21 protein-coding genes are annotated in these 21,783 nt (G+C 34.5%); 6 read left to right on the plus strand and 15 right to left on the minus strand.

The genetic code is table 11. From position 1 onward, the window contains the following. Positions 1-5 precede the first annotated feature (5 nt). The 5 genes from IIF7_RS12875 to IIF7_RS12895 all read right to left on the minus strand — a co-directional run bounded on the left by IIF7_RS12875 (position 6) and on the right by IIF7_RS12895 (position 6,109). Entirely contained in the window at positions 6-1,259 is a 1,254-nt protein-coding gene (locus tag IIF7_RS12875) for a dihydroorotase (protein WP_084842103.1), read from the minus strand. Beyond that, a complete protein-coding gene (locus IIF7_RS12880) occupies positions 1,256-3,181 on the minus strand; it encodes a BatA domain-containing protein (protein WP_084842104.1) in 1,926 nt (641 codons plus the stop codon). Before IIF7_RS12880 ends, IIF7_RS12875 begins: the two co-directional genes overlap by 4 nt. Positions 3,182-3,329: 148 nt before the next feature. Further along, positions 3,330-4,541, minus strand: coding sequence for a sensor histidine kinase (locus IIF7_RS12885; protein ID WP_084842105.1), 1,212 nt, complete (start codon positions 4,539-4,541; stop codon positions 3,330-3,332). A gap of 96 nt (positions 4,542-4,637) precedes the next feature. After that, positions 4,638-5,402 (minus strand): TIGR02757 family protein, encoded by a 765-nt coding sequence (locus IIF7_RS12890; RefSeq protein WP_084842106.1) that lies wholly within the window; start codon positions 5,400-5,402, stop codon positions 4,638-4,640. 47 nt (positions 5,403-5,449) lie between these two features. Beyond that, on the minus strand, positions 5,450-6,109 hold the full coding sequence (locus IIF7_RS12895; protein ID WP_084842107.1) for an ABC transporter ATP-binding protein: 660 nt from the start codon (positions 6,107-6,109) through the stop codon (positions 5,450-5,452). Positions 6,110-6,287: 178 nt separating this feature from the next. Between IIF7_RS12895 and msrA the strand changes: the two genes are divergently transcribed. The 3 genes from msrA to IIF7_RS12910 are packed head-to-tail and all read left to right on the plus strand — an operon-like array spanning position 6,288 to position 7,778. Then, the gene (gene msrA, locus IIF7_RS12900; RefSeq protein WP_084842108.1) at positions 6,288-6,824 is read left to right on the plus strand and encodes a peptide-methionine (S)-S-oxide reductase MsrA; all 537 of its coding nucleotides are present in this window, start codon (positions 6,288-6,290) and stop codon (positions 6,822-6,824) included. 9 nt (positions 6,825-6,833) lie between these two features. Next, positions 6,834-7,430, plus strand: coding sequence for a GTP cyclohydrolase I FolE (gene folE / locus IIF7_RS12905; protein WP_084842109.1), 597 nt, complete (start codon positions 6,834-6,836; stop codon positions 7,428-7,430). Positions 7,431-7,478: 48 nt separating this feature from the next. Next, a complete protein-coding gene (locus IIF7_RS12910; RefSeq protein WP_084842110.1) occupies positions 7,479-7,778 on the plus strand; it encodes a hypothetical protein in 300 nt (99 codons plus the stop codon). A gap of 78 nt (positions 7,779-7,856) precedes the next feature. Here IIF7_RS12910 and IIF7_RS12915 read toward each other — a convergent pair whose 3' ends face one another. The 8 genes from IIF7_RS12915 to IIF7_RS12950 form a co-directional block, all read right to left on the minus strand. Then, positions 7,857-10,169 (minus strand): TonB-dependent receptor, encoded by a 2,313-nt coding sequence (locus tag IIF7_RS12915; RefSeq protein WP_176218955.1) that lies wholly within the window; start codon positions 10,167-10,169, stop codon positions 7,857-7,859. A 72-nt stretch (positions 10,170-10,241) separates the two neighbouring features. Further along, positions 10,242-10,565 carry a hypothetical protein gene (locus IIF7_RS12920; protein ID WP_084842111.1) on the minus strand — a complete coding sequence of 108 codons (324 nt, stop codon included), beginning with the start codon at positions 10,563-10,565 and terminating at the stop codon, positions 10,242-10,244. Beyond that, the gene (locus IIF7_RS12925; protein WP_084842112.1) at positions 10,566-10,868 is read right to left on the minus strand and encodes a DUF6787 family protein; all 303 of its coding nucleotides are present in this window, start codon (positions 10,866-10,868) and stop codon (positions 10,566-10,568) included. 45 nt (positions 10,869-10,913) lie between these two features. Beyond that, on the minus strand, positions 10,914-11,339 hold the full coding sequence (locus IIF7_RS12930; RefSeq protein WP_084842113.1) for a DUF6146 family protein: 426 nt from the start codon (positions 11,337-11,339) through the stop codon (positions 10,914-10,916). A 25-nt stretch (positions 11,340-11,364) separates the two neighbouring features. Further along, positions 11,365-11,976 (minus strand): DUF937 domain-containing protein, encoded by a 612-nt coding sequence (locus IIF7_RS12935; protein WP_084842114.1) that lies wholly within the window; start codon positions 11,974-11,976, stop codon positions 11,365-11,367. 249 nt (positions 11,977-12,225) lie between these two features. Next, positions 12,226-13,197 carry an NAD(P)-dependent oxidoreductase gene (locus IIF7_RS12940; protein ID WP_084842115.1) on the minus strand — a complete coding sequence of 324 codons (972 nt, stop codon included), beginning with the start codon at positions 13,195-13,197 and terminating at the stop codon, positions 12,226-12,228. Positions 13,198-13,216: 19 nt separating this feature from the next. After that, a complete protein-coding gene (serC, locus tag IIF7_RS12945; RefSeq protein ID WP_084842116.1) occupies positions 13,217-14,281 on the minus strand; it encodes a 3-phosphoserine/phosphohydroxythreonine transaminase in 1,065 nt (354 codons plus the stop codon). A 193-nt stretch (positions 14,282-14,474) separates the two neighbouring features. Then, positions 14,475-15,545, minus strand: a complete 1,071-nt coding sequence (locus IIF7_RS12950) for an acyl-CoA reductase (protein WP_084842117.1) — start codon at positions 15,543-15,545, stop codon at positions 14,475-14,477. Between the two features lie 142 nt (positions 15,546-15,687). On the opposite strand from IIF7_RS12950, the gene IIF7_RS12955 reads away from it, so the two are divergent. After that, complete coding sequence (locus tag IIF7_RS12955; protein ID WP_084842118.1) at positions 15,688-16,035, plus strand: 4Fe-4S dicluster domain-containing protein; 348 nt, start codon at positions 15,688-15,690, stop codon at positions 16,033-16,035. A 54-nt stretch (positions 16,036-16,089) separates the two neighbouring features. Here the strand turns inward: IIF7_RS12955 and IIF7_RS12960 are convergent, their stop codons facing one another. Then, positions 16,090-16,968, minus strand: a complete 879-nt coding sequence (locus tag IIF7_RS12960) for an AraC family transcriptional regulator (protein WP_084842119.1) — start codon at positions 16,966-16,968, stop codon at positions 16,090-16,092. Between the two features lie 218 nt (positions 16,969-17,186). Between IIF7_RS12960 and IIF7_RS12965 the strand changes: the two genes are divergently transcribed. After that, positions 17,187-17,762 (plus strand): T9SS type A sorting domain-containing protein, encoded by a 576-nt coding sequence (locus IIF7_RS12965; protein ID WP_084842120.1) that lies wholly within the window; start codon positions 17,187-17,189, stop codon positions 17,760-17,762. Between the two features lie 63 nt (positions 17,763-17,825). On the opposite strand, the gene IIF7_RS12970 is transcribed toward IIF7_RS12965, so the two are convergent. Then, positions 17,826-18,515, minus strand: coding sequence for an NUDIX hydrolase (locus IIF7_RS12970; protein ID WP_084842121.1), 690 nt, complete (start codon positions 18,513-18,515; stop codon positions 17,826-17,828). 384 nt (positions 18,516-18,899) lie between these two features. Here IIF7_RS12970 and IIF7_RS12975 point away from each other — a divergent pair, with 384 nt between their 5' ends. Continuing rightward, positions 18,900-21,779 (plus strand): SusC/RagA family TonB-linked outer membrane protein, encoded by a 2,880-nt coding sequence (locus IIF7_RS12975; protein WP_245801630.1) that lies wholly within the window; start codon positions 18,900-18,902, stop codon positions 21,777-21,779. Positions 21,780-21,783 lie beyond the last annotated feature (4 nt).

Raw genomic sequence — 21,783 nt, forward strand, 5'->3', positions numbered from 1 at the left:
CAGAATTACTCTTTAATAATTAATTGATTATTATTGAAGATCCCGATAGCTTTTCCTTTTAAAGACTGACCTAAAAATATACTGTTTTGTGAGGTAGAAAGAATATCAGATTTCTCGAAAGTATATTTCTCTTCAGGTAAAAAGAAACTCAGTTTCGCCGATTCTTCTTCAGCGATTTTAGAATTTTCAGCTTTAAAACGAACTCTTCCACGGGTTAAGATCTCGATAGTTTCTTCCGTAGAAAAAATTGTTTGTAAAGCTCCAAAAGCACTTTCTAAACCAATACTTCCGTAGCTGGCATTATCAAATTCTACTTTTTTATTCTCTATATCGATTGGATCGTGATCGCTGGTTACAAAATCGATCGTTCCTTCTTTTAATCCTTTAATTAAAGCTTTTGTATCGCTTTTAGTCCTTAGTGGAGGTAATACTTTTGCCCGAGTATCAAATTCGCTAAGTAAATCATCGGTTAATACAAGATTGTGAATGGCAACACTACAGGTGACATCCAGACCTTTTTTCTTAGCTTCTTTAATTAGCGCAACAGATTTTTCTGTAGAAACGGTTGGGATATGGAGTTTCCCGCCGGTATATTCTAAAAGATAAAGATCACGTGCAATTTGTAGATCTTCAGCAAGATTAGGGATTCCTTTTAAACCTAAAAGTGTGCTGTTATGATGCTCGTTTACAATTCCCTTACCAGCAATTTTCTTTTCTAACGGAAAAGATTGCACCAATCCGTCAAAATTTTGTGCGTATTGCAATGCAATTTTTAGAAGATTAGGATTGCTTACCGGTTTTTTATAATCTGCAAAACTCACCGCACCGGCATTGCTCATATCGTAAAGTTCGGCTAGATCTACACCTTCGGCCTTTACGGTTAACGTACCGGTTGGCAATAGATTTACCGCATTTGCATGGGCCTTCGCCTTTACCGAATATAATGCAGCACTATTATCGATAGTAGGATTACTTTGCGCATTTAAAACTACATCTGTAAAACCGCTAAAAGCAGCTGTTTTTAGTCCGTTTTCTATCGTTTCACGTTCTTCATAACCCGGTTCTCCAAAACTCACGCTGGTATCAAACCATCCTTGCGAAACGTGCAATCCTTCGATGTTAATTTCTTTATCGGCTTTATCTTCAATAGTATTTCCGATTTTTTTGATAACGCCATCTTCAATAAGAATATCGGCTTGTTTTAAATGATAATCGCTTTGCTGGTCTACGATTGTGGCAGATTTTATAAGTAGCTTCATTTAAAGAATTTTAAGAGGAGCATTTCTATGGTTAAAAAGATCAATGCAAAAATAACAAACCATTTCCAAAGCACATCGATTTGTTGCGCAGCTTTTGCACTTTCAAAATAAGTATTTAGGTCGGTTTGCTTTTCGATATTTTTAAATTCGTTAATATCCAGATAATTAAGGTCGCTTTCGTTTCTTGGATAATTATAACTAATTGGTAAAATTCTATTTTGTTGATACATTATCATGTAATTTCCTGCATTTTCAGGCAGCTCTGTGGTGGTTACCGTAATTTTATCTGTGGTATTTTGTTGATGCGGAATAAAAGCTTCTCCTGAATTTTGCTTAATTTCGACTACCTGATCGCCACTTCCTGCAATGTTTACATCGAAGGTGTTTTCTTTGCCAACTTCAAAATATAAGCTTGCCATTTTTAAGGCTGAAATTCCTAAATTATAAAAAACAGGAACGATTAATGGAGAATTCTGGAAGTTGGAGTTCTCCTGATTTATGGCTGCTGAAAATAAATAGCTATTGCCAGAATTCATTAAAAAGGCGTTCCTATTTTGAAAGGATAATGCCGCTGAAGCATCTTTATTAAAATTATAAAAGCTTTGTACTTCAGGATATTGAAAGTTACTGATCTCTTTTTCAAAAGTATCCTCAAAAAGTGGATGCTGAAAGGCAATTTCAGTAATTAATAATTCCTTATTTTGTTTATTCTGAATCATTGGTAAGCCAAGATTCGATAAAAACGGGTTGTAATTTTGAAGCTGAAGAGTAGAAGCCGGGATGATGCAAACCAAAGTTCCTTGCTTTGCTTTTTCCAACACCTGGTTTTGTAAAGCAGTGTTTATTTGTTCTACTTCGTTTAAAATGATCAAATCTGCTGCGCTAAAAGCACTAAAATCGACCTCATTTTCATCAAAATTCGTGTAAATGAACTGGTCTTCAGTAAAAATTCGGCTAAGAAAGTCGGCATCGGTGCCAGAAACACTCAAAACATTGATTTTTGGCGTTTCAGCATAACTGAAAAATAGTTCATTATCGTAATAAAGTCCGTTATCTTCAATAGAAATAATTCCGTTTTCAATTTCTTCGGCCTGTAATCGAAATTCGATTCCCTGTTGCTTATTTTCTTTAAAATTGATGCTCTTTTTAGCTAAAATCTGCTCGCCGTTTTTCAGACTTATAGGAATATCGCGATCTAATTTCTCAGTAGTGCTAAATTTGGTTTTTAATGTAATCTGATTTAGGTTTTTATCGATCACAAAAGCCGAATCTATACTGATATTGGCGATATTTTGGGCTTTGTTTTTTATAAAGTGATATTCTACGTTTTCAAGCTTATTTAAATCGCCAAAGTTTTGCTGAAAATCTGAAATTAAAACCAGCCTCTGGACATCTGCCGGATGCTCATTAAAAAACTGTCGGGCTTTTAAATTAATTAGGTCGAAATTCATCGAATTTGAACTGTAATCGATGTCCTGAAGTTCAGATTGATTTTCTGCAGGAGAAATTATTCCGAAGTCATTAGAATTGGTAAACAATCCAAAAGCCTGGTTTTCCTGATTACTTTCTAAAAGTTGCTGAATATTATGTTGCAGCATTGGCCCGTGTTCGCCACGCAGCTGCATGCTAAACGAATTATCCAGATATAGCAGGGTAGAGGTGCTTTGTTTTGCCGTTTTCCCCGATGGAATAAATGGCTGCGCAAAGGCAAGGATCAAAAAGGCCAAAGCTAAAGTACGCGCTGTAAGAATCAGCCATTTTTTAAGCTGATTGCTTTTGCGATTTTCCTGAACTACTTTTTTAAGAAATTTTACGTTGGTAAAAGCCTCTTTTTGAAATCTACGAAGCTTAAATAAATGAACAATAAAAGGGATAACCAGTAAAATTAAAGCATATAGAAGTTCTGGATATTTAAACTGCATACCGATTTTTAAGATACTTCAAATATAAAGAAATTGTATGGCAGGGAAACTTGATAATCAAGATTAAATGTTGCGCATTTAATTTATGCGATAATCAAGAATTTATGCATCTTTTTTTCAGTAAAATTTCTAGTGAATTCAACTAAAATTAAGCACGTTTGATGTCGAATTTAAAACTGGTGTTTTCACCCAGGACAGAGGATACACTAATCTTTCCGTTTAAAGATTCCACCAGCTTTTTAACCGTTGAAAGTCCGATACCGTTCCCCTGGTTGCCCTGCCTATCGGTAATATAAAGTGTTTTAAAAAGTTTAAAGATATTGGATAATTGATCTTCAGGAATACCAATTCCGTTATCGGTTACTGTGAAGTGATAATAATTTTCGTCCATAGAACTTTCAATATCAATTACAATTTTTTCTTTGTTGTTGTATTTAATACTGTTGTTTATAAGGTTTATGAAAATTTGCTCTAAAGCTGATCTATTGCATTTTAGAAACATATTTTCTTGCGGAAAATTGATCTCACAGTTATCATTAATATTCAGTAAATCAATAATATCTTCTAGTAGATGATGAAGATCAAATTCAACTTCTTCTGAAGCTACAATGCGATCACTCTCGTAATGATTTAAAATCCCATTGATATAATCACTTAATTTTAATGCCGATTTTTTAAGATTTAAAAGCAGTTCCTGGCCTTTTTCGTCTACTGCATCTTTATACCTTACTTTAAGCAAATCTGCAGTAATAATCATATTTGCCAAAGGCATTTTCATGTCATGTGATACAACGCCGGCAAAATCTTTTAATAGCGAGTTGTGATCGTCCAACTGTTGCTTTATTTTTTCCAGATACAGGTTTTTTCGGCGTAACTCAAAAAGTTTTTCTACCTGTTTAGCCAGAGTTTTCAGCGCTGTTTTTTGCTCATCATTCAGCTTGTTAATTTTGGTATCCAAAACGCATAAAGTTCCTAAGGCAAAACCTTCATTGTCGATTAACGGCATCCCGGCGTAATAAAGGATGGGCAGCTCTGGATTTGTGGTAAAAGGATTATCTCTAAATCTAAGATCTTTACGCATATCTTCAACCTCCATTAGATCGTGAGGTTCTAAGATTGCATGGCCGCAATGAGAATATTTTCGTTCAGATTCAGTAATCGGCGGCCCACCGTGATTGGATTTAAACCAGTTTTTTTCCTCTTCAACCAGCGTAATTAAAGAAATAGGTGTTTTGCAAATGTAAGAAGCCAGTTTAGTGATATTATCAAACTCCTCTTCAGAAATTCCTTTAAGAAGCTCGATCGAGTTAAGTGCATTTAACCGCTCTTTTTCATTTATAGGTTTAGCTGGATGAATCATTGGGATTTATCAATTTTTAAGATGAAAAACTGAGGTAATATTAACTGTTAAGACAAATTTAACAATTATTTTGGAATTGATATTAACAGTTTTCTATCAATATTTTTCGAAAGCTCCAAGGCCAAATAAAGCGAAATCATATTTCACAGGATCCTGGTGGTCTAGCCTTCGCAAAGCTGTATCTAATTCAGCCAAAGCTTTTGCGTCGTTTTGTTTTCGTTTAAGCAGCTTTAATTTTCTCGCGATGTTGCCTGAATGTACATCAAGCGGACAACTAAGTTGTGAAGGAGAAAGTGATTCCCAGATCCCAAAATCGACACCACAATTATCCTTTCTTACCATCCATCGCAAATACATATTTATACGTTTTGCAGCGGAATTTTTTAGAGGATCGCTTACGTGTTTTTGCGTGCGTTTTTCATGCGGAAGTTCAAAAAATATCTTCTTGAATTCGTGAATCGCTGGTTGAAGCGAATTTGCCGAAGCATGAGTGTTAAAAATCGCTTCTAAACCATCGTGATTTTTATAAATGTTTTGAAGCGCCAGCATAAAATAGCAAAGATCGATGTTATTAAAGGTTCTGTGAACAAAACCTTCCATGCCTTCTATGTCTTTTTTACTGAAATTCAGAATAAAATCATGCGGACTATTTTCCATACGCAGCATAAGATCATTGGCATTTTTCAGGATGCTTTTTCGATTTCCCCAGGCAATAGTTGCCGCCAGAAAACCTGCAATTTCGATATCTTCTTTTTTGCTGAATTGATGCGGAATCTGAATAGGGTCTGTACCAATAAATTGCGGATTGTTGTATTGATCTACCTTAAAATCCAGAAATTCTTTTAACTCGCTTTTCTTCAAAAACTTATCTTTTTAATGCTATGATCAGTCGAAAATTGATGCGAAAATTACACAATTTCGCCATCTACCATGGTAAGTTTTCTATCGGCCATATCGGCTAGTTCTTCGTTATGCGTCACAATTACGAAAGTTTGCCCAAATTCGTCTCTTAACTTAAAAAACAATTGGTGCAAATTCTCTGCAGATTCACTATCTAAATTCCCAGAAGGTTCATCGGCAAAGATCACGGCAGGATTATTCATTAGTGCCCTGGCAACTGCAATTCTTTGCTGCTCACCACCACTTAAGGCGGAAGGTTTGTGATGCGCTCTATTTTGTAACCCTAAAAAGCCCAAAAGTTCCATCGCTCGCTTTTCTGCTTCAGCTTTTGGTGTATTTTTTATAAAAGCAGGAATGCAAATGTTCTCTATCGCGGTAAATTCTGGCAATAATTGATGAAACTGAAATATAAAACCAATATGATCATTCCTGAATTTCGCCAGGCTTTTTTGGCTTAGACCATAAATATCGGTTTCATTAATAATTAATTTTGAAGCTTTATTTTTTTCAGGCAAATCTAAAGTTCCCAAAATTTGAAGTAAAGTGGTTTTTCCGGCACCTGAAGCCCCTACAACCGAGACAATTTCGCCTTTTTCAATATGAAGATCTACACCTTTTAAAACATGTAAATCACCATAATATTTATGAATATTTTCAATAGTTATCATAAGCTCTGTAAAGTGCCCGAAAATTAGCCAAATAAATCGCCAACCCCAAGTTTAAAATATTATTAATTGGTTTTGTACAATTTCAGCAACAATTATTTATCTAACATATGCTAAAATTAGCCAAATAGCCTATGCGTTTTTTTAGCTATGCCTTACATTTGAAAAAATCATTAGTGTTATGAAAGAACAGGTAGCGACATTAGCTGCAGGATGTTTTTGGTGTACAGAGGCTGTTTTTCAGCGATTAGAAGGTGTAAACAATGTAATTTCGGGCTTTACGGGAGGTTTTATTAAAAATCCGCCGTATCGTGAAGTGGTAACCGGTAGAACGGGGCATGCTGAAGGAATTCAGTTTAATTATGATCCTGAAATTATAAGTTTTCAGGAATTATTATTAATATTCTTTTCTACTCACGATCCTACGACTTTAAATCGCCAGCAAAATGATGTTGGGACGCAATATCGTAGCGGGATTTTTTATCATTCTGAAGAACAAAAGCAAATCGCAGAACAGGTTATTGCAAAATTGGAAGCGCAACAGGTTTTCAAGGATCCTATTGTTACTGAAGTTACCGAAGCTTCTCCCTTTTATGAAGCTGAAGCAGAACATCATAATTTTTATAACGAACATCCTAGTCAGCCATATTGCCAATATATTATCGATCCAAAAATCCATAAATTACAATCGCTTTTTGCTGAAAAATTAAAGAAATAAATTTCCGATATGGCTTATCAAAGTTTTGAAGAATATTCGATAGAAGTAACCAATTCCTTAAAGGATAATTATAAAAGTATTATTACTGAATTGGGAGAAGATCCCGATAGGGAAGGTGTTTTAAAAACACCAGAGCGTGCTGCCAAAGCAATGCAATTTCTTACGCAGGGTTACGAACTGGATGCTGAAAAGATCCTGAAAAAAGCCATGTTTAAGGAAGATTATGACGAAATGGTGGTGGTAAAAAATATCGAACTTTATTCACTTTGTGAGCATCATATGCTTCCGTTCTTTGGAAAAGCTCATATCGCCTATATTCCAAACGGACAAATAGTTGGATTAAGCAAATTGCCAAGAATCGTAGATGTTTTTGCAAGGAGATTACAGGTACAAGAACGTTTAACGCACGATATTTTAGAATGTTTAAACAACGTATTAAAACCACAGGGAGTTGCAGTAGTGATTGAAGCACAGCATATGTGTATGATGATGCGCGGAGTACAAAAGCAAAATAGTACCACCACAACATCTGGATTTAGAGGACAATTTGAAAAAATAGAAACCAGGAACGAGTTTTTAAAACTCATAAGCTCAGACCTTTCGTGAAAACTGGCATCTTATTTGATTCTATAGAATGAATCAACACAAAAAAAGATGCTAAAAGATAAATTATTTTTAAAGGGTTTAATGTTAGATGCCATTGGTATGCTAACAGTTGGTATTCCAGTAATAGGTCCTTTTTTAGATATTGTATGGGCACCATTCGCGGCTCGTAAAATGAGAGAAATGTATCCTGGTAAAAATGGAAAATTAGCTTCTGTGATCGTATTTATAGAAGAGATTTTACCTTTTACAGATATAATTCCAACCTTTACTTTAATGTACTTATATACCTATGTTTTCAAAAAGGAAAGCAGAAAACAAGTACGAACAATCGAAGTAGAAAGTTATTAAACCAAGAATCCCCTTATAAAGCGAAAGCCTGTTTGAGTTATTCAAACAGGCTTTTTTAATTGCTTTCAATTTATAGGTTTACAAAAACCATTGTAAAGAAACCATGATATTTCGGCCAATATTGGCAATACCATCGGTTTTTAATCTTGATAAATGAGAGATATAAGTTTTGTTTAAAAGGTTATTTCCGTTAACCGAGATCTGAACTTCAGAATCTGCTAGTTGTACGCGTCCACCAAATCCCGCTCCTAATAAAGAATATCCACCGGTTCTGGTTTCAAAACTACTGGTATTTTCTTTATCAAAAACATTTTTAAGACGAACAAAAGCATACTTATTTTCGATAATTTCACCCTGATTAAATTCAACTCTAAAAGTATTGGTGATACTGTTTGCAGGAATTAAAGGAAGATAAGTGTTATCATTTCTTTTTCCGGTAACTGTTTCAAAACTACTTTCTATATGCATCCAATCCCAAGGATGTGGGTGAACGTGTATCCCAACTTCACCACCGTATAATTCAGCATCGTCCTGAACATAATCGTAAACAGGATTATCATCAATACTTTCGCCTGTTGGCGATAAATAAATATAGTCGTTTATGGTATTATGGAAAGCATTGGCAAAAGCTTCAAAATGCTCATTTCTCCATTCTAAAGACAGATCTACCTGGAAGTTTTGCTCGTTGTCTAATTCAGGATTTCCAACTTCGTAGCGGTTTGCACCATGGTGAGAACCATTACTGGTAAGTTCAGCTAAATTGGGCGCTCTAAATCCGCTTGCAAGATTTAATCTCGCATTTAATTGATCAGAAAATTGATATTTCGCTCCAAAAGCTCCATTTACACTATTAAAGCTTCTGTCTACCGCTTGCATATAACCGGTTTCGCCTTCGTGACCATGAGTTTCACTATCGATATTACGGGTGTCATAACGTAAACCCGCCTGAAAATCCCATGCACTTAAATGCAAATGTGTTGTAGCAAATACACCAAAATCTACAGTATTAGCATCTGGGATTAAGATTTCTTCGCCGGTATTTACATTGCTTTGCCACATTCCCTGGATTCCGGCAATGGTTTCAAACTTCCCTAATTTTGGAAGATTGTATTTAATATTATAATTAAAGGTTTCCAGTTCCATGTCTAAAGCAGGATGTAATTCCTCACTTTCTTCATCATGTTCATCTTCGTGCTCATCTTCATGTTCATCTGCATGATCTTCCTCATGTTCGTGATCTTCTTCAGCATGTTCTTCATCATGATCATGATGATCTTCAAATTCTTTTCTGTTGTTGAACTGATATCCAAATTTCGCATCCAGGCTAGAATTAGCGAAATAGATCTTATTATCTAAACTCAAAATATGGTTATCAATCTGCTGATATGGAAGCACTAAAGTTTTAGAAGTGGTTTGTTCACCAATTTCTTCAGGAATACCAAGTTCACTTCGATTAAAGTTATAGCGAAGATCAGATTTAAATTTTTCGTTTTGATATGCAATACCTGTCTTTAAATCTTTTTCGTTGAATCTTGTATTGGTTACGCGTTCACCATCTCCAGTTTTGTAATCTGAATGTTCAGCCAAACTTCCGCGAGCAATAAATTTTAATTTTTCTCCGGAAGTTTTAGCCATTGCGCTGGCCTGATATCCCAAAGTATTACTGAAATAATCACCATTAACTTCAGCACTAGTGGTTCCGGCTGAAGCATATTGTTCGGGATTTAGATAAAGCACACCACCAATCGCATCACTTCCGTAGAGTAGGGAAGCAGGACCTTTAATAACCTCGACGCTTCCAATACCTTTAGAACTAATGCCAAGACCATGTTCGCCACCAAATTGCTGATTTTCCATACGAACACCCTGGGTGTAAGTAAGTACACGATTAGAACTTAAACCACGAATTACAGGTTTTCCTATACCAACACCGGTGCTTAGATTTTCTACTCCGGCCATTTGGGAAATACCATCAGCTAAAGTTACAGCTCCTTTTTTATTTAATTCTGAAACACTTTCGCGTTCTACTCGCATTACGTTTTCGCTTTGCAACTGGTGAAAGGGAGTAGAAACGATAACTTCTTCCATCTCTACTGCTGAAGGTTTTAATACCAGCTCAAAATTATCTGAAGGTATGCTAACTTCCTGCGAGTAAGAAGTAAAGCCTATAGAGGAAACAACGAGTTTATAATTTCCTGAAGGTAAATTTTTCATAGTAAAATTACCGTCGATATCTGTAGTTGTTCCTTTTTCTAATTTTGGAAAGTAAACGGTCGCGCTAAAAACAGCTTCTCCTGTTTCCTGATTTTTTACATTTCCGCTAAATTGATTTTGCGCAAATAGAATAGGGGATACCGCTAAAAATAGCAGTGTAATGAGTAAGTTTCTCATTGTATGGGATTTTAAACGATTAAATAGAATTTGTCCTTTTTCGATCATGAAAAAGGATTGGGGTAAATTTGATTAAGCAATTATAGAAGGTGGTCCTCTAAGCTCGAATAATCGACGTTGATAATCGTTTAAAAATTCGTAGAAACTAAATATATGTTTTACCTGCTTTGTAAAAACAACAGGTTCAAAATGTAGAATTTCAAGATTTAATGCTGGGTTTTGATGAAATTTGTGAAGATTACAATCCAAATCTGGATGATGAATATGCTGCTTGGCATAATTATCACAAAGTCCATGTTGGTGACCGCTAAAAATATGTGCAAAGTTGGCAATTGCCGGGAATACGATGATAAACGCCGCAAAAACAAATAATATATTTTTAAGCGTTTTTTTCACTTATTCTTTAAATAATTTACCTAATCCCAATCTGCTAAGCATTTTCTTTTCAAATGCCCAGAAAAACTCAAATTGGCCAAAAATCCAGCCAATTACTACCAGTAAAACCTGGTAAATAGGAAACAAAAAAAGGATTCTTGCAGGCCAGTAAATATACCATTCGTGCTGCGGAGTAATACCTAACATTGCTGTTACTGGTGCCGCTAATTTTGCAGCCGTAGATCCTGTAATTGCAAAAACTAATAGGATAACAACCAACTGGCGGTTAGATGTTAATCCCCAACGTTCTTTTAATTTCTCCATGCTGCAAAGATATTAAAAGGAATTAAGTTTTAAAGTCTTAGGCACTTAAATACGTGTGGGTATGCTAAATCGTTGATTATACTGCCTGCTTAGGTAAACAAAATAGTTGTATAGTAAATAATTTACCTCGTAGCCGTAATCTATTTGTGGATTGTAATTAATTTCCTGAACATAAAGATTGGTGTTGTAACGCATAGGCTGGCGAACACGATTATTATAATCGTTTACCAAAATCTGATTTTTATTCTCTAAATAGCTTTGTGAGTAATAGCCTTCTGGTCTTGCAATACTATTAATAAACAGATTAAAGCCAGGTTCGATAATAATAATTTCATATTCCAGACTATCATTAGCGATTCTTACCGTATCATTTTCAGTAGCATTATTTCTACCGCTTCGGCCATTATTTTTGGTTAAACCGCAGCTGTAAACAAACAGCACCATCAAAATTATGTAGAGTACATTTTTCATTTCGGCAATTTAGTTAAAAAGCTTTTTATTTACCACCAGTGTAACCTTTTAAAATACTTTCTTTTTTCTTTTCTGAATTTAAAAGAATTTCAGAAGCTTCAAGAATGATATTAGGATCTTCATTTCTATTAAAAATCGTTTCGAAAAACGAATCATTATATTTAGAAGAACTTCCCAAAGCACTATCAATTAAGGTTTCGATATCTTTATTTTGAATGTTCTCTTTTTGTTTCTGAATGCTTAAAATGGCGATTACAACCGGAGTAGCAATTTTAGTAATTTTTTGTACCGCATCTTCATCAATACTTAATGAAGCACTTATAGTTTTTGAAATATTATCGAAGTTTTCGCCCAAAATGATTTCGCCATAATCATTACCGCAATCCAATAAATCGTTTGTTTCTTTTTCTGAAAAAACCTTCATGAATTTAAAAGGATCTGGAGCTTCTTCCAGCATTTCGATTAAAGCTTCTTCATGGCCTTCCTGAATTTTATTTTTGAAGTTTCCTAAAATCAAAGGAAGTACCATTCCTAAAACAGAAGCTACTTTTTCCTTTTTTTCTGTAGTTTCTTTAGAAGCTTTGTGTATAAGTTCCTTTCCTAAATTAGTATTTAAAACATCTAATATTGAAGCCATTTAAATTTAATTTTTAGAATTCGCTGTTTGAAATATCAGTATGAGATACCTTAAGCGTACTATTAATAATAGTTAGCGTATTGTACTAAAATTAATCAATAAAAATTGGGCTGGCTGTTAAAGCTTTATTATAATCTGATTTTGGAAATAGAATTTTTTAGGAAGAGCTAAATAAAAACCCGGGCTGAAAATATCGATTTTCAGCCCGGGTTTTTTAACTATTTTAGGTAGCAACTAAGCTATATCGAATTATTTAAAAAAATCCATTCCCGATTTTCCATGAAATTTGGCAATAATTTCTTTAGCGATTAAATCACCTGCATTATCTGTCGCCGCACCTGTTAGTCCGCCAATATGCGGCGTTAAAGAAATACGCTCATTCATTAAAAGTTTTATGGCTGGTGTTGGCTCGTTATCGTAAGTATCTAAACCGGCAAATTTCAATTTAGCATCCTCTAAAGCTTCAATTAGAGCTTCTTCATCGATCGCATTTCCGTTAGAGATGTTTACAATTCCTGAATTTGGTTTCATTAGTGCGATTTCCTTTGCACCAATAATTGGTTTTTTCTGCTCAGAAACACTTAAAGAAATGATATCTGAATTTTCTAAAACCTGCTCTAAATTCACCGTTTTTAATCCAATTTCGATATTTTGATCCTGAATTTTAAGTTGAAGTTTAGCACCGACTACATTTGGATCTGTAGCGATAACCTTCATCCCGAAACCTAAGGCGATTTTAGCTATTTCCTGGCCAATTTTTCCAAAACCAATAATTCCTATTGTTTTTCCCTGAAGTTCGATTCCGCCAGAATAGAAGTTTCTTAGATCCTTAAAGTTCATATCGCCTTCCAGAGGCATATTCCGATTAGAATGATGTAAAAATCGGCTTCCACCAAGAATATGTGCAAAAACAAGTTCAGCTACAGATCTTGTTGCCGCAACAGGAGCGGTGATAAACTGAATCCCATTTTTCTCGGCTTCAGCAACAGAACTTACTACCTGCTCATCACCAATTACAGCGATAAATTTTAATTGTGGCGCACCTGTAATAACTTCATTTTCTATAAATGTTGTGCGAGAAATTATCCCTTCAATGTTTTTGGCATTGATATATTCTTTTAGCTGAGATTGGGCAACTTTCACAGATAAAACATTAAACCCAGCTTCAGTTAATTGAGAAACTGCGGCTTGTGAAAGCCCATCGGTAACTAAAATATTCATGAATTTTTATTTTTCTTATTTATGAAATCTTTTCAAAATGCTGCATCACATCAACCAAAACCTGCACGCTTTCTAAAGGCATCGCGTTGTACATCGAAGCACGATAACCACCAACGCTTCTATGACCGTTAATTCCGTTAATATTGGCCTCTTTCCAAAGTTTATCGAAAGTTGCTTTATCGGCAGCTTCGGCAAGGTTAAAGGTTGGATTCATGGTAGAGCGATCTTCTTTTTCAGCAAAACCTTTGAATAATGGATTTCGATCTATTTCAGCATAAAGCAAGTCTGCTTTTTTATTGTTTAAATCTTCAATTCCTGCAATTCCTCCTAAATTTTTAAGCCATCTTAAATTCAGTAAAGAAGTATAGATCGCAAAAACAGATGGCGTATTAAACATACTGTCTTTATCGATATGAACCTGGTAATTCATCATCGATGGAATTTGACGCTCCACTTTTCCTAAAATATCTTCTTTTACCACGGCAAGTGTTACACCCGCTGGTCCCATATTTTTTTGTGCACCGGCATAGATTAAATCAAACTGACTAAAATCCATCGTTCTTGATAAAATATCGCTACTCATATCGCAAACCAATGGCACATCGGTTTTTGGGAAAGATTTCATTTGCGTTCCATAAATAGTATTGTTACTGGTGCAGTGAAAATAATCTGCATCTTCAGGAATGCTGTAATCTTTAGGAATATAGTTGAAGTTTTTGTCTTTAGAAGAAGCAACTTCCTGCACTTCTCCAAACAATTTAGCTTCTTTAATTGCTTTACTGCTCCATGTTCCGGTATTGGTGTAGGCAGCTTTTTTCTGCAATAAATTATAAGCAACCATTAAAAACTGCATACTGGCACCGCCATGTAAAAATAGCGCCTGGTATCCTTTATTCTGAAGTCCTAATAGCTCTAAAACCAAAGCACGGGCCTCTTCGATCACAGAAACAAAAGCTTCACTACGATGCGAAATTTCAAGAATCGAAAGTCCGCTATTATTAAAATCCAATACTGCTGCAGAAGCTTTTTCGAAAACTTCTTGAGGTAAAATGCAAGGTCCTGCGCTAAAATTATGTTTTTTCATATGGTATTTAGGTTAAGCTTTTAAATGGAGCTTTTCTTTGCTGTATGTCGTAAATTTTGAAATTACTTTCCAAAATTCGATAAAAACAGCGCCAAATTTATTGGCGCCGCCAAAGGGTTTAATATAACGAGGCTTGCCTCGAAATTAAAAATTTGTTTCTAACGATAGCCTCGTGGGTTTGCCCCGAGCTAGTTTACTGGTTTAAATCTATTAAAAATTGCAACGTGTCTACACCATCTGCATAATCCCAAAGGTGTGGTTGCTGAGTTTCGCCAAATTTCACTTCATTTTTTGCAGAAGCTTCCTTTCTTACCACACATTGCAATTGATCTGCTTTTTCTTCTAATTCTTGCTGAAGTTGTGCTTCATCCTCATAATATTCATAGAAAAGTACAGAAATTGGTGATCCAAAACCTTCATCTTCTTTCAGCATTAAAAATCCGTTATCCAGAATATTAAATTCACTCATTAAATACACGGCTTTATTATAATCGTAGTTATTGGCGTATTTATTTTGATTAATAATATCGTTCCAATGATAAATTCCTTTATAGAAATGGTCAAAATCGTAATTTTTAGGCAAAAATAATTTAGAGACATTACGACAACCAAGTCCGTAGTATCTAAAAATATCTTCAGCTAAGCCCTTTAATTCGGTTTCGGTTTCATCTCCGCGAATAATGGCAACCGAGTTTCGGTTTTTACGAATGATATTAGGTTTATTTTTAAAATAATATTCAAAATAACGCGCAGTATTGTTGCTTCCGGTAGCAATAACAGCATCAAAATTCTCTAATTTCTCCTGAGTGAAGGTGATCTTGGATTCGAATTCGCTATTTAATTCCGCTAAATAATTGCACAAAATCGGCAAAAGCTGCTTATCATTATCAGAAGGTTTTATAAGTACATTATTGCCAGACATTAAAACACTCAAAAAATCATGGAAACCAACCAGCGGAATATTTCCGGCCATGATGATAGCAATGGTTTTTGGTGAAATATCGTCTTTAATCACATAATCTTTTACCCAGGCTTCAAGATTAGCCGTAGTTAAAGCTTCACTCCATTGTTTTAGAGCGAATAGAACATTGTCTTTTGTAAACCAGCCGTTATAATGTACTGCTGAATTGATTTTGTATTCCAGTTCGTCGAAATATTTTTTATCGATTTCTGAAAGATTTAGCGCTGAGTCACTTTCAGCATTAAAATTCTTAAGAAAATCGCCCAATTTTGAAAAATATGAAATACGTTCTTTAATTGTCATTCGTAATTTGGTTATGAAAAGCCTTCACGTTAAATTTGTAACGGCGAAATTAAAACTTCCTAGCTGGAAAAACTATAAAATTTCCTAAAACTGGAAGTAAAACTGAAGAATCGCCTTATTTTTACAAACTAAAAAAACAGCTATGGCAATCATTATAACAGATGAATGTATAAACTGCGGCGCTTGCGAACCAGAATGCCCTAATACAGCAATTTACGAAGGAGCAGATGACTGGCGTTACGCAGATGGTACAGAACTTTCTGGTGATATCGTCTTACCATCGGGTACCGAGGCTAATGCTGAAGAAGCCCAAGAGCCGGTAAGTGATGAGTTTTACTATATCGTACCAGATAAATGTACAGAATGTAAAGGTTTTCATGAAGAACCACAATGTGCGGCGGTTTGCCCGGTAGATTGTTGTGTTCCTGATGAAGATCACGTTGAAAGTGAAGAAGAGCTTTTGGCAAAACAAAAGTTTATGCACGATTAATCGCAAAACTTAATTTTCAGAATATAAAAGTCCGTTTTCTTAAACGGACTTTTTTTATGAGATATTTACACGTAGTTCGTTTCTATACTTAGAAGGAGACTTGCCGGTAAATTTTTTAAACTGCTTATTAAAATGACTAAAGTTATTAAAGCCGCACTCAAAACAAATATCGGTAATACTCATTTGCTCTTCATGTAAAAGTTTGGCTGCGTGTGCAAGGCGATATTCGTTAACAAACTGCGTAAATGTTTTACCTGTGATCTTTTTAAAGAATCTGCAAAAGGCGGGTACCGTCATACTGGTAAGCTCGGCAACTTCTTCTAAAGGAATCGACCTTTTAAACTCTTCCTTTACAAAATTAAAGATTTGATTAATACGATTATTATCCTGAAGCTCGGTTTCCAAAACAAAACCCTGTGCATTAAGAATGGTGTAATTCCTGGCCTCTTCTAAGTGTTTAAAGATTTCCAGTAGCGCTACCAGGCGGCCAAATGGTGAGCGGTGTTTTAGTTCTTCAATTTTTTCCCCTATGTACCTTTTATCTTCCCCATGAAAAACAATTCCTTTTTTTGCCGTTTCTAATAAGGTGACAATATTTTTGGTTTCAGGAATATTAAAAAAGGTTTTTCCCAGAAAATCGGGATGAATTTGGATCACCGTTTCTCTTTCGTATCTATTTAATGTATTTGTAAAACCGCAATGCGGTAAATTAGAACCTATAAGTATAAGATCTCCCTGGCGATAATAAGAAACATGGCTTCCAATTTGTCTTTTTCCTGAACCACTACTTATATATACCAATTCAATTTCTGGATGGTAATGCCAAAAATTGTTGTTTTTATTCTGGTTGAAATAGTCAAATGTTTTGTATTTAAATGAACTACCAAATTGAGGTTCAATCTTTTCGAAAACTGCTTTTTGTGATTTTATCATATCGATAACGTTTTAGCTGAATTGGGACTTCAAATTATGGATATTTTAATATGTCGAAAATTAACCTAAAAATGTTCTCATTACAAAATTAACCATTTACGATAATATTTTCGGTTAAAATAGCACATATTTTAGTTTATTTTCTATTAAGCTTCACATATGTTTCGATATATATTTGTTGACGGATAATTAGTAATTTAACAAAAACGCCGAAAATCATGAAAAATCTATTAAGAGTAACAGTTTTGGTTTTAGCATTAGTATTAGGAAATACAGTAAATGCTAAAGATATAGACGTAAAAGTGAGCGAAGAAAAATTAGTAGTTGAATTAGAGAACACTCAGGAAGGTTCAACTTTAATTTTAACAGATATGGATGGTGAAGTTCTTTTTAAAGACGCTCTTATGGAGTCTTCTTATAAGAAAGCTTTGGATCTACATAGTATCCCTACAGGAACTTATTTCTTAAATTTTGAGAAAAACGATAGTATCTTAACTACAGTAATCACTAAAGATGCTGAGGGAGTAACTGTAAATAAAACAGCTTCTAAAATTTTCTTTAAGCCTTTCTATAAGACTTTAGAAAATAAAGTATTAGTTTCTTTTACTAATCCAGGTTACGAAGATGCAACTTTTAGAGTATATGATGCTGAAGGTACTTTAATGACTTCTTCTACAAATAATGATTTAGTTGTTAAGAAAACTTTCGATTTCTCTGAAGTTCCAGCTGGAGAATATGTAATCTCATTAAAAGTAGGAGAGCGCACAATTACTAAAACTATCACATTAGGATAAGATATTGGATTAATATCCAAACAACTTAAAAAAAGCCGACTAATTTTAGTCGGCTTTTTTGTTTTATAATTTAAAGGAAAACCCATCTTCGGTTTTCCGTTTATATTTTTCCTGATCAAACTTGTAAAGAAAGCTTCCTTTTCTGGAAGAACTCATGTCTTTTTCATCCAATTTCACCAAAATATCAAAAGAGTTTATTTTATTGATAAAGTTACGTTTATCTAATTCTTCTCCTAAAATAGCTTCATATAATTTTTGAAGCTGGCGCATGGTAAATTTTTCGGGAAGTAACTCAAAACCTATAGGTCCGCTAGAAGCACGATAACGCAATCTACTAATTGCATGTTGCACCATTTTGCCATGATCAAAAATTAAAGAAGGAGCTTCAGATAGCGTAAACCACTTAGCAGAGTAGTTTTCGGTTAATTCGGTATTATGTTCCGCAATATTGATAAGGGCAAAATAAGATACCGATAAAGTTCTTTCTACCGGATCACGATCTACCTTACTAAAATTATAGAGTTGCTCCAGATAAACATTATTAATTCCTGTTAAGTGGTGTAAAATTCTATTGGCGGCATGATCCAGATTTTCATCCTTCTTAAGGAATCCACCCATAAGCGACCACTTGCCACGTTCAGGTTCAAAATCTCTTTTAATAAGTAAAATCTTAAGTTCTTCTTCATCGAAGCCAAAAATGATACAGTCTACAGCGAGTAGAACTTTATCTTCAGAACTATAATTATGAATCATTGGTAGAATTTAAAAATTGCCAATTTAGAATAATTTAAAAGTAAATCATAATAGAAACCGGTTTCTAAAGTAATTCAAAAAATTAAGAAATTAAGCAGGACACCACAGTACGGTAGGAATAGAGTAGGATAGAATTATGAAATTCGTTTATTTGATATACTAAAGTTAAAAATATGTAAAAAAATATTTGCTTTTTTAATGAAACTTTAATTAAATTTGGAAATGTAAAATTCACACTTATAAAACTAAAGTTTAACTTATGCTAATTTCAAAATTACTAATTAGCGCATTGGGAAAATCACGAAAAGGTTTTCGTATTTTTTCATATTCATGATGATGTTGGGGATATCATCATTCGCGCAATCGCAGGAATTAATTACTGGTATGGTAACATCTGAAAGTGATGGGATGCCTTTACCAGGAGTTAACGTTATTATTCAGGGTACTTCTACAGGAACAGTTACTGATATTGATGGTAATTATTCTATAGAAGCAAGCGAAAACGATATACTGGTATTTTCTTTTTTAGGTTTTAAACAACAGGAAATACAAGTTGGAACTCAAACGGAAATTAATGTTTCTTTAGCTGAAGACATGAATGCTTTAGAGGACGTTGTTGTAGTAGGTTATGGTACGCAACGAAAGGAAGATCTTACCAGTGCGGTTTCATCTGTAAATTCTGAAGATTTTATTCAATCTAACGTTACTGATGCAGGACAGTTGATCCAGGGTAAAGTTGCTGGTCTATCTATATCGATGCCTAGCGGTGATCCAACAGCTAGTTCGCAAATTCGATTGAGGGGAACAAGTTCTATACTGGGGAGCAATACCAACCCTTTGATCTTAATTGACGGAATCCCTGGTGACCTAAAAACTGTTCCTCCAGAGGATATTAAATCTATTGATGTACTTAAAGACGGTTCTGCAGCAGCAATATACGGTACCAGAGGTACAAATGGAGTTATTTTAATCACTACCAAAAGAGCTTCGGGAGCTTACACTAATCAGGTTGATTATTCAGTAAGCTTAAGTACACAACAAATTTTTAATCAATTAGATGTTTTATCGGCTAGTGACTATAGAAGACAAATTGAAAACGGTACGAGAGACGCTTCAGCTGATGCGGGTAGTAGTACAAATTGGTTAGACGAGATTACACAAACTCCTTTTACCCAGGTACATAATTTAACTTTAAGAGGAGGAAATAACACAACTAATTATTTGGCGACGATCAATCTTAGAGATCTTGAAGGAATATTCTTGAAATCTGATAATACCATTTTTACAGGTCGTGTGGACATCAATCATTATATGTTTGATGAAAAACTTAAAATTAATCTAGGTATTATAGGGCGCTCTGTTAATTATACAACTACCGGAGATGGATCAAGCTTTAACGGATATACCTATAGACAGGCACTTATCAGAAATCCAACAGAACCTATAAAAAATCCTGATGGTAGCTGGTATGAAGTTCCTGGAAATTTCAATTATGATAATCCCGTTTCGAGATTGAATGAATCTGATGGAGAAAACAAGTCTCAGTTTTTAAGATATAATGCACAACTTACCTATGAGCCTATAGAAGACTTAAAGCTTTCAGCACTTGGATCTTTATCTCGATATAATCAAACCAGGGGATATGCAGAATCTAAAGATCATATCTCTAACGTAAGAGGTGGAGTAAATGGATTTGTTTCTAATGGAACCCAAGAAACTGAAGATCGCTTGTTAGAGTTAACCGCACAATACTCTAAAACACTATTGAACGATCATGATTTTAATCTTTTAGCAGGTTATAGTTATCAGGAAAATTATTACAGAGATTATTATATGACGAACTCAGATTTTCCTACAGATATTTTCACGTATCATAATATAGGCTTAGGTAGACGTTTAGAAGAAGGTCAGGCAGGTATGGGAAGTAATACCTCTAAAACTAATTTGATAGGTTTCTTTGGAAGATTAAATTACAACTATAAAGATAAATATTTATTGATGGGTAGTGTACGTCACGAAGCAGCAAGTCAGTTATATAAAACCGACGAACCATGGGGTACTTTCCCTGCATTTTCTGCTGGATGGCGAGTTTCTGAAGAAGAATTTCTAAGAAATTCGAACATTATCGATAATTTAAAACTAAGATTTGGATATGGTGTAACTGGTATTCCTAATCAGCTTGGTTTTGGAGCTGTCGCTCTTTTAGGGTATGGCCAATATTTCTATTATAATGATACATGGGTAAGAACCCTGGCACCATCGCAAAACCCTAATCCAGATCTAAAATGGGAAGAGAAACATGAATATAACTATGGTATAGATTTTACGCTTTTCAATAATATTGTTAGTGGTAGTATAGATTATTATAATAGGAATGTACAGGATCTTTTATTCGATTTCGCGGTTCCAACACCACCAAACCTTTATGGTACAACAAGAGCTAATGTTGGGGAAATGAAAAACTCTGGGTTAGAAGTAATGCTGAACATTAATCCAATAAACAAAGAGGATTTCCAATGGAGTACAAATATTGGTTTCTCTACGAATTCTAACGAATTGGTAAGCTTATCGAATAATCTTTATCAAACCGAAAATGATTATTTCACGACAGGAGGTACAGGAGAGCCTATTCAAACTTTTACACATAGAGTAAGAGTGGGTGACCCAATTGGAAACTTCTATGGTTTTAAAGTAGTAGATATTGACGATGACGGTAGATGGATTTATGAAACTCCTTCTGGAGAAATTCAAAATTATGATGAATTTGGGCATTCTTTCGAAGATAAACAGGTGCTCGGTAACGGATTACCAAATTACTATGCTAACTGGAATAATACTTTTAAATATAAAGACTTTGATCTTAGCATTACCATGAGAGGTGCTTTCGATTACCAAATATTAAACTTTGAAAGAATGTACCTTGAAAATCCTACAATAGATAATTATAATCGTCTTCAAAGCTCTGAAGATCCTGTGTTTGGTAAAACAACATTAACCTCACCTTTAGAGTATAATAGTTACTATATTGAGGATGGAGATTTTTGGAAGATTGATAATATTACACTAGGATATAATTTTAGTGAGATTGGTAAATACATAAAATCTGCTAGAGTCTATGTTTCAACATTAAATACATTTACATTTACTGGATATGATGGAATAGATCCAGAGGTAGATCGATCTGGTTTAGCTCCTGGAAATGACGGAAGAGATAAATATCCAACAACTAGAACCTATACTCTTGGGTTTAATGTATCATTTTAATCTA

The sequence above is a fragment of the Zunongwangia atlantica 22II14-10F7 genome (assembly GCF_002094855.1).
GTDB lineage: Bacteria > Bacteroidota > Bacteroidia > Flavobacteriales > Flavobacteriaceae > Zunongwangia > Zunongwangia atlantica.

Coding starts and splice junctions, on each gene's coding strand:
- IIF7_RS12875 (WP_084842103.1), bottom strand. CDS start 1,259: ATGAAGCTACTTATAAAATCTGCCACAATCGTAGACCAGCAAAGCGAT.
- IIF7_RS12880 (WP_084842104.1), bottom strand. CDS start 3,181: ATGCAGTTTAAATATCCAGAACTTCTATATGCTTTAATTTTACTGGTT.
- IIF7_RS12885 (WP_084842105.1), bottom strand. CDS start 4,541: ATGATTCATCCAGCTAAACCTATAAATGAAAAAGAGCGGTTAAATGCA.
- IIF7_RS12895 (WP_084842107.1), bottom strand. CDS start 6,109: ATGATAACTATTGAAAATATTCATAAATATTATGGTGATTTACATGTT.
- msrA (WP_084842108.1), top strand. CDS start 6,288: ATGAAAGAACAGGTAGCGACATTAGCTGCAGGATGTTTTTGGTGTACA.
- folE (WP_084842109.1), top strand. CDS start 6,834: ATGGCTTATCAAAGTTTTGAAGAATATTCGATAGAAGTAACCAATTCC.
- IIF7_RS12910 (WP_084842110.1), top strand. CDS start 7,479: ATGCTAAAAGATAAATTATTTTTAAAGGGTTTAATGTTAGATGCCATT.
- IIF7_RS12915 (WP_176218955.1), bottom strand. CDS start 10,169: ATGAGAAACTTACTCATTACACTGCTATTTTTAGCGGTATCCCCTATT.
- IIF7_RS12925 (WP_084842112.1), bottom strand. CDS start 10,868: ATGGAGAAATTAAAAGAACGTTGGGGATTAACATCTAACCGCCAGTTG.
- IIF7_RS12930 (WP_084842113.1), bottom strand. CDS start 11,339: ATGAAAAATGTACTCTACATAATTTTGATGGTGCTGTTTGTTTACAGC.
- IIF7_RS12935 (WP_084842114.1), bottom strand. CDS start 11,976: ATGGCTTCAATATTAGATGTTTTAAATACTAATTTAGGAAAGGAACTT.
- IIF7_RS12940 (WP_084842115.1), bottom strand. CDS start 13,197: ATGAATATTTTAGTTACCGATGGGCTTTCACAAGCCGCAGTTTCTCAA.
- serC (WP_084842116.1), bottom strand. CDS start 14,281: ATGAAAAAACATAATTTTAGCGCAGGACCTTGCATTTTACCTCAAGAA.
- IIF7_RS12950 (WP_084842117.1), bottom strand. CDS start 15,545: ATGACAATTAAAGAACGTATTTCATATTTTTCAAAATTGGGCGATTTT.
- IIF7_RS12955 (WP_084842118.1), top strand. CDS start 15,688: ATGGCAATCATTATAACAGATGAATGTATAAACTGCGGCGCTTGCGAA.
- IIF7_RS12960 (WP_084842119.1), bottom strand. CDS start 16,968: ATGATAAAATCACAAAAAGCAGTTTTCGAAAAGATTGAACCTCAATTT.
- IIF7_RS12965 (WP_084842120.1), top strand. CDS start 17,187: ATGAAAAATCTATTAAGAGTAACAGTTTTGGTTTTAGCATTAGTATTA.
- IIF7_RS12970 (WP_084842121.1), bottom strand. CDS start 18,515: ATGATTCATAATTATAGTTCTGAAGATAAAGTTCTACTCGCTGTAGAC.
- IIF7_RS12975 (WP_245801630.1), top strand. CDS start 18,900: ATGGTAACATCTGAAAGTGATGGGATGCCTTTACCAGGAGTTAACGTT.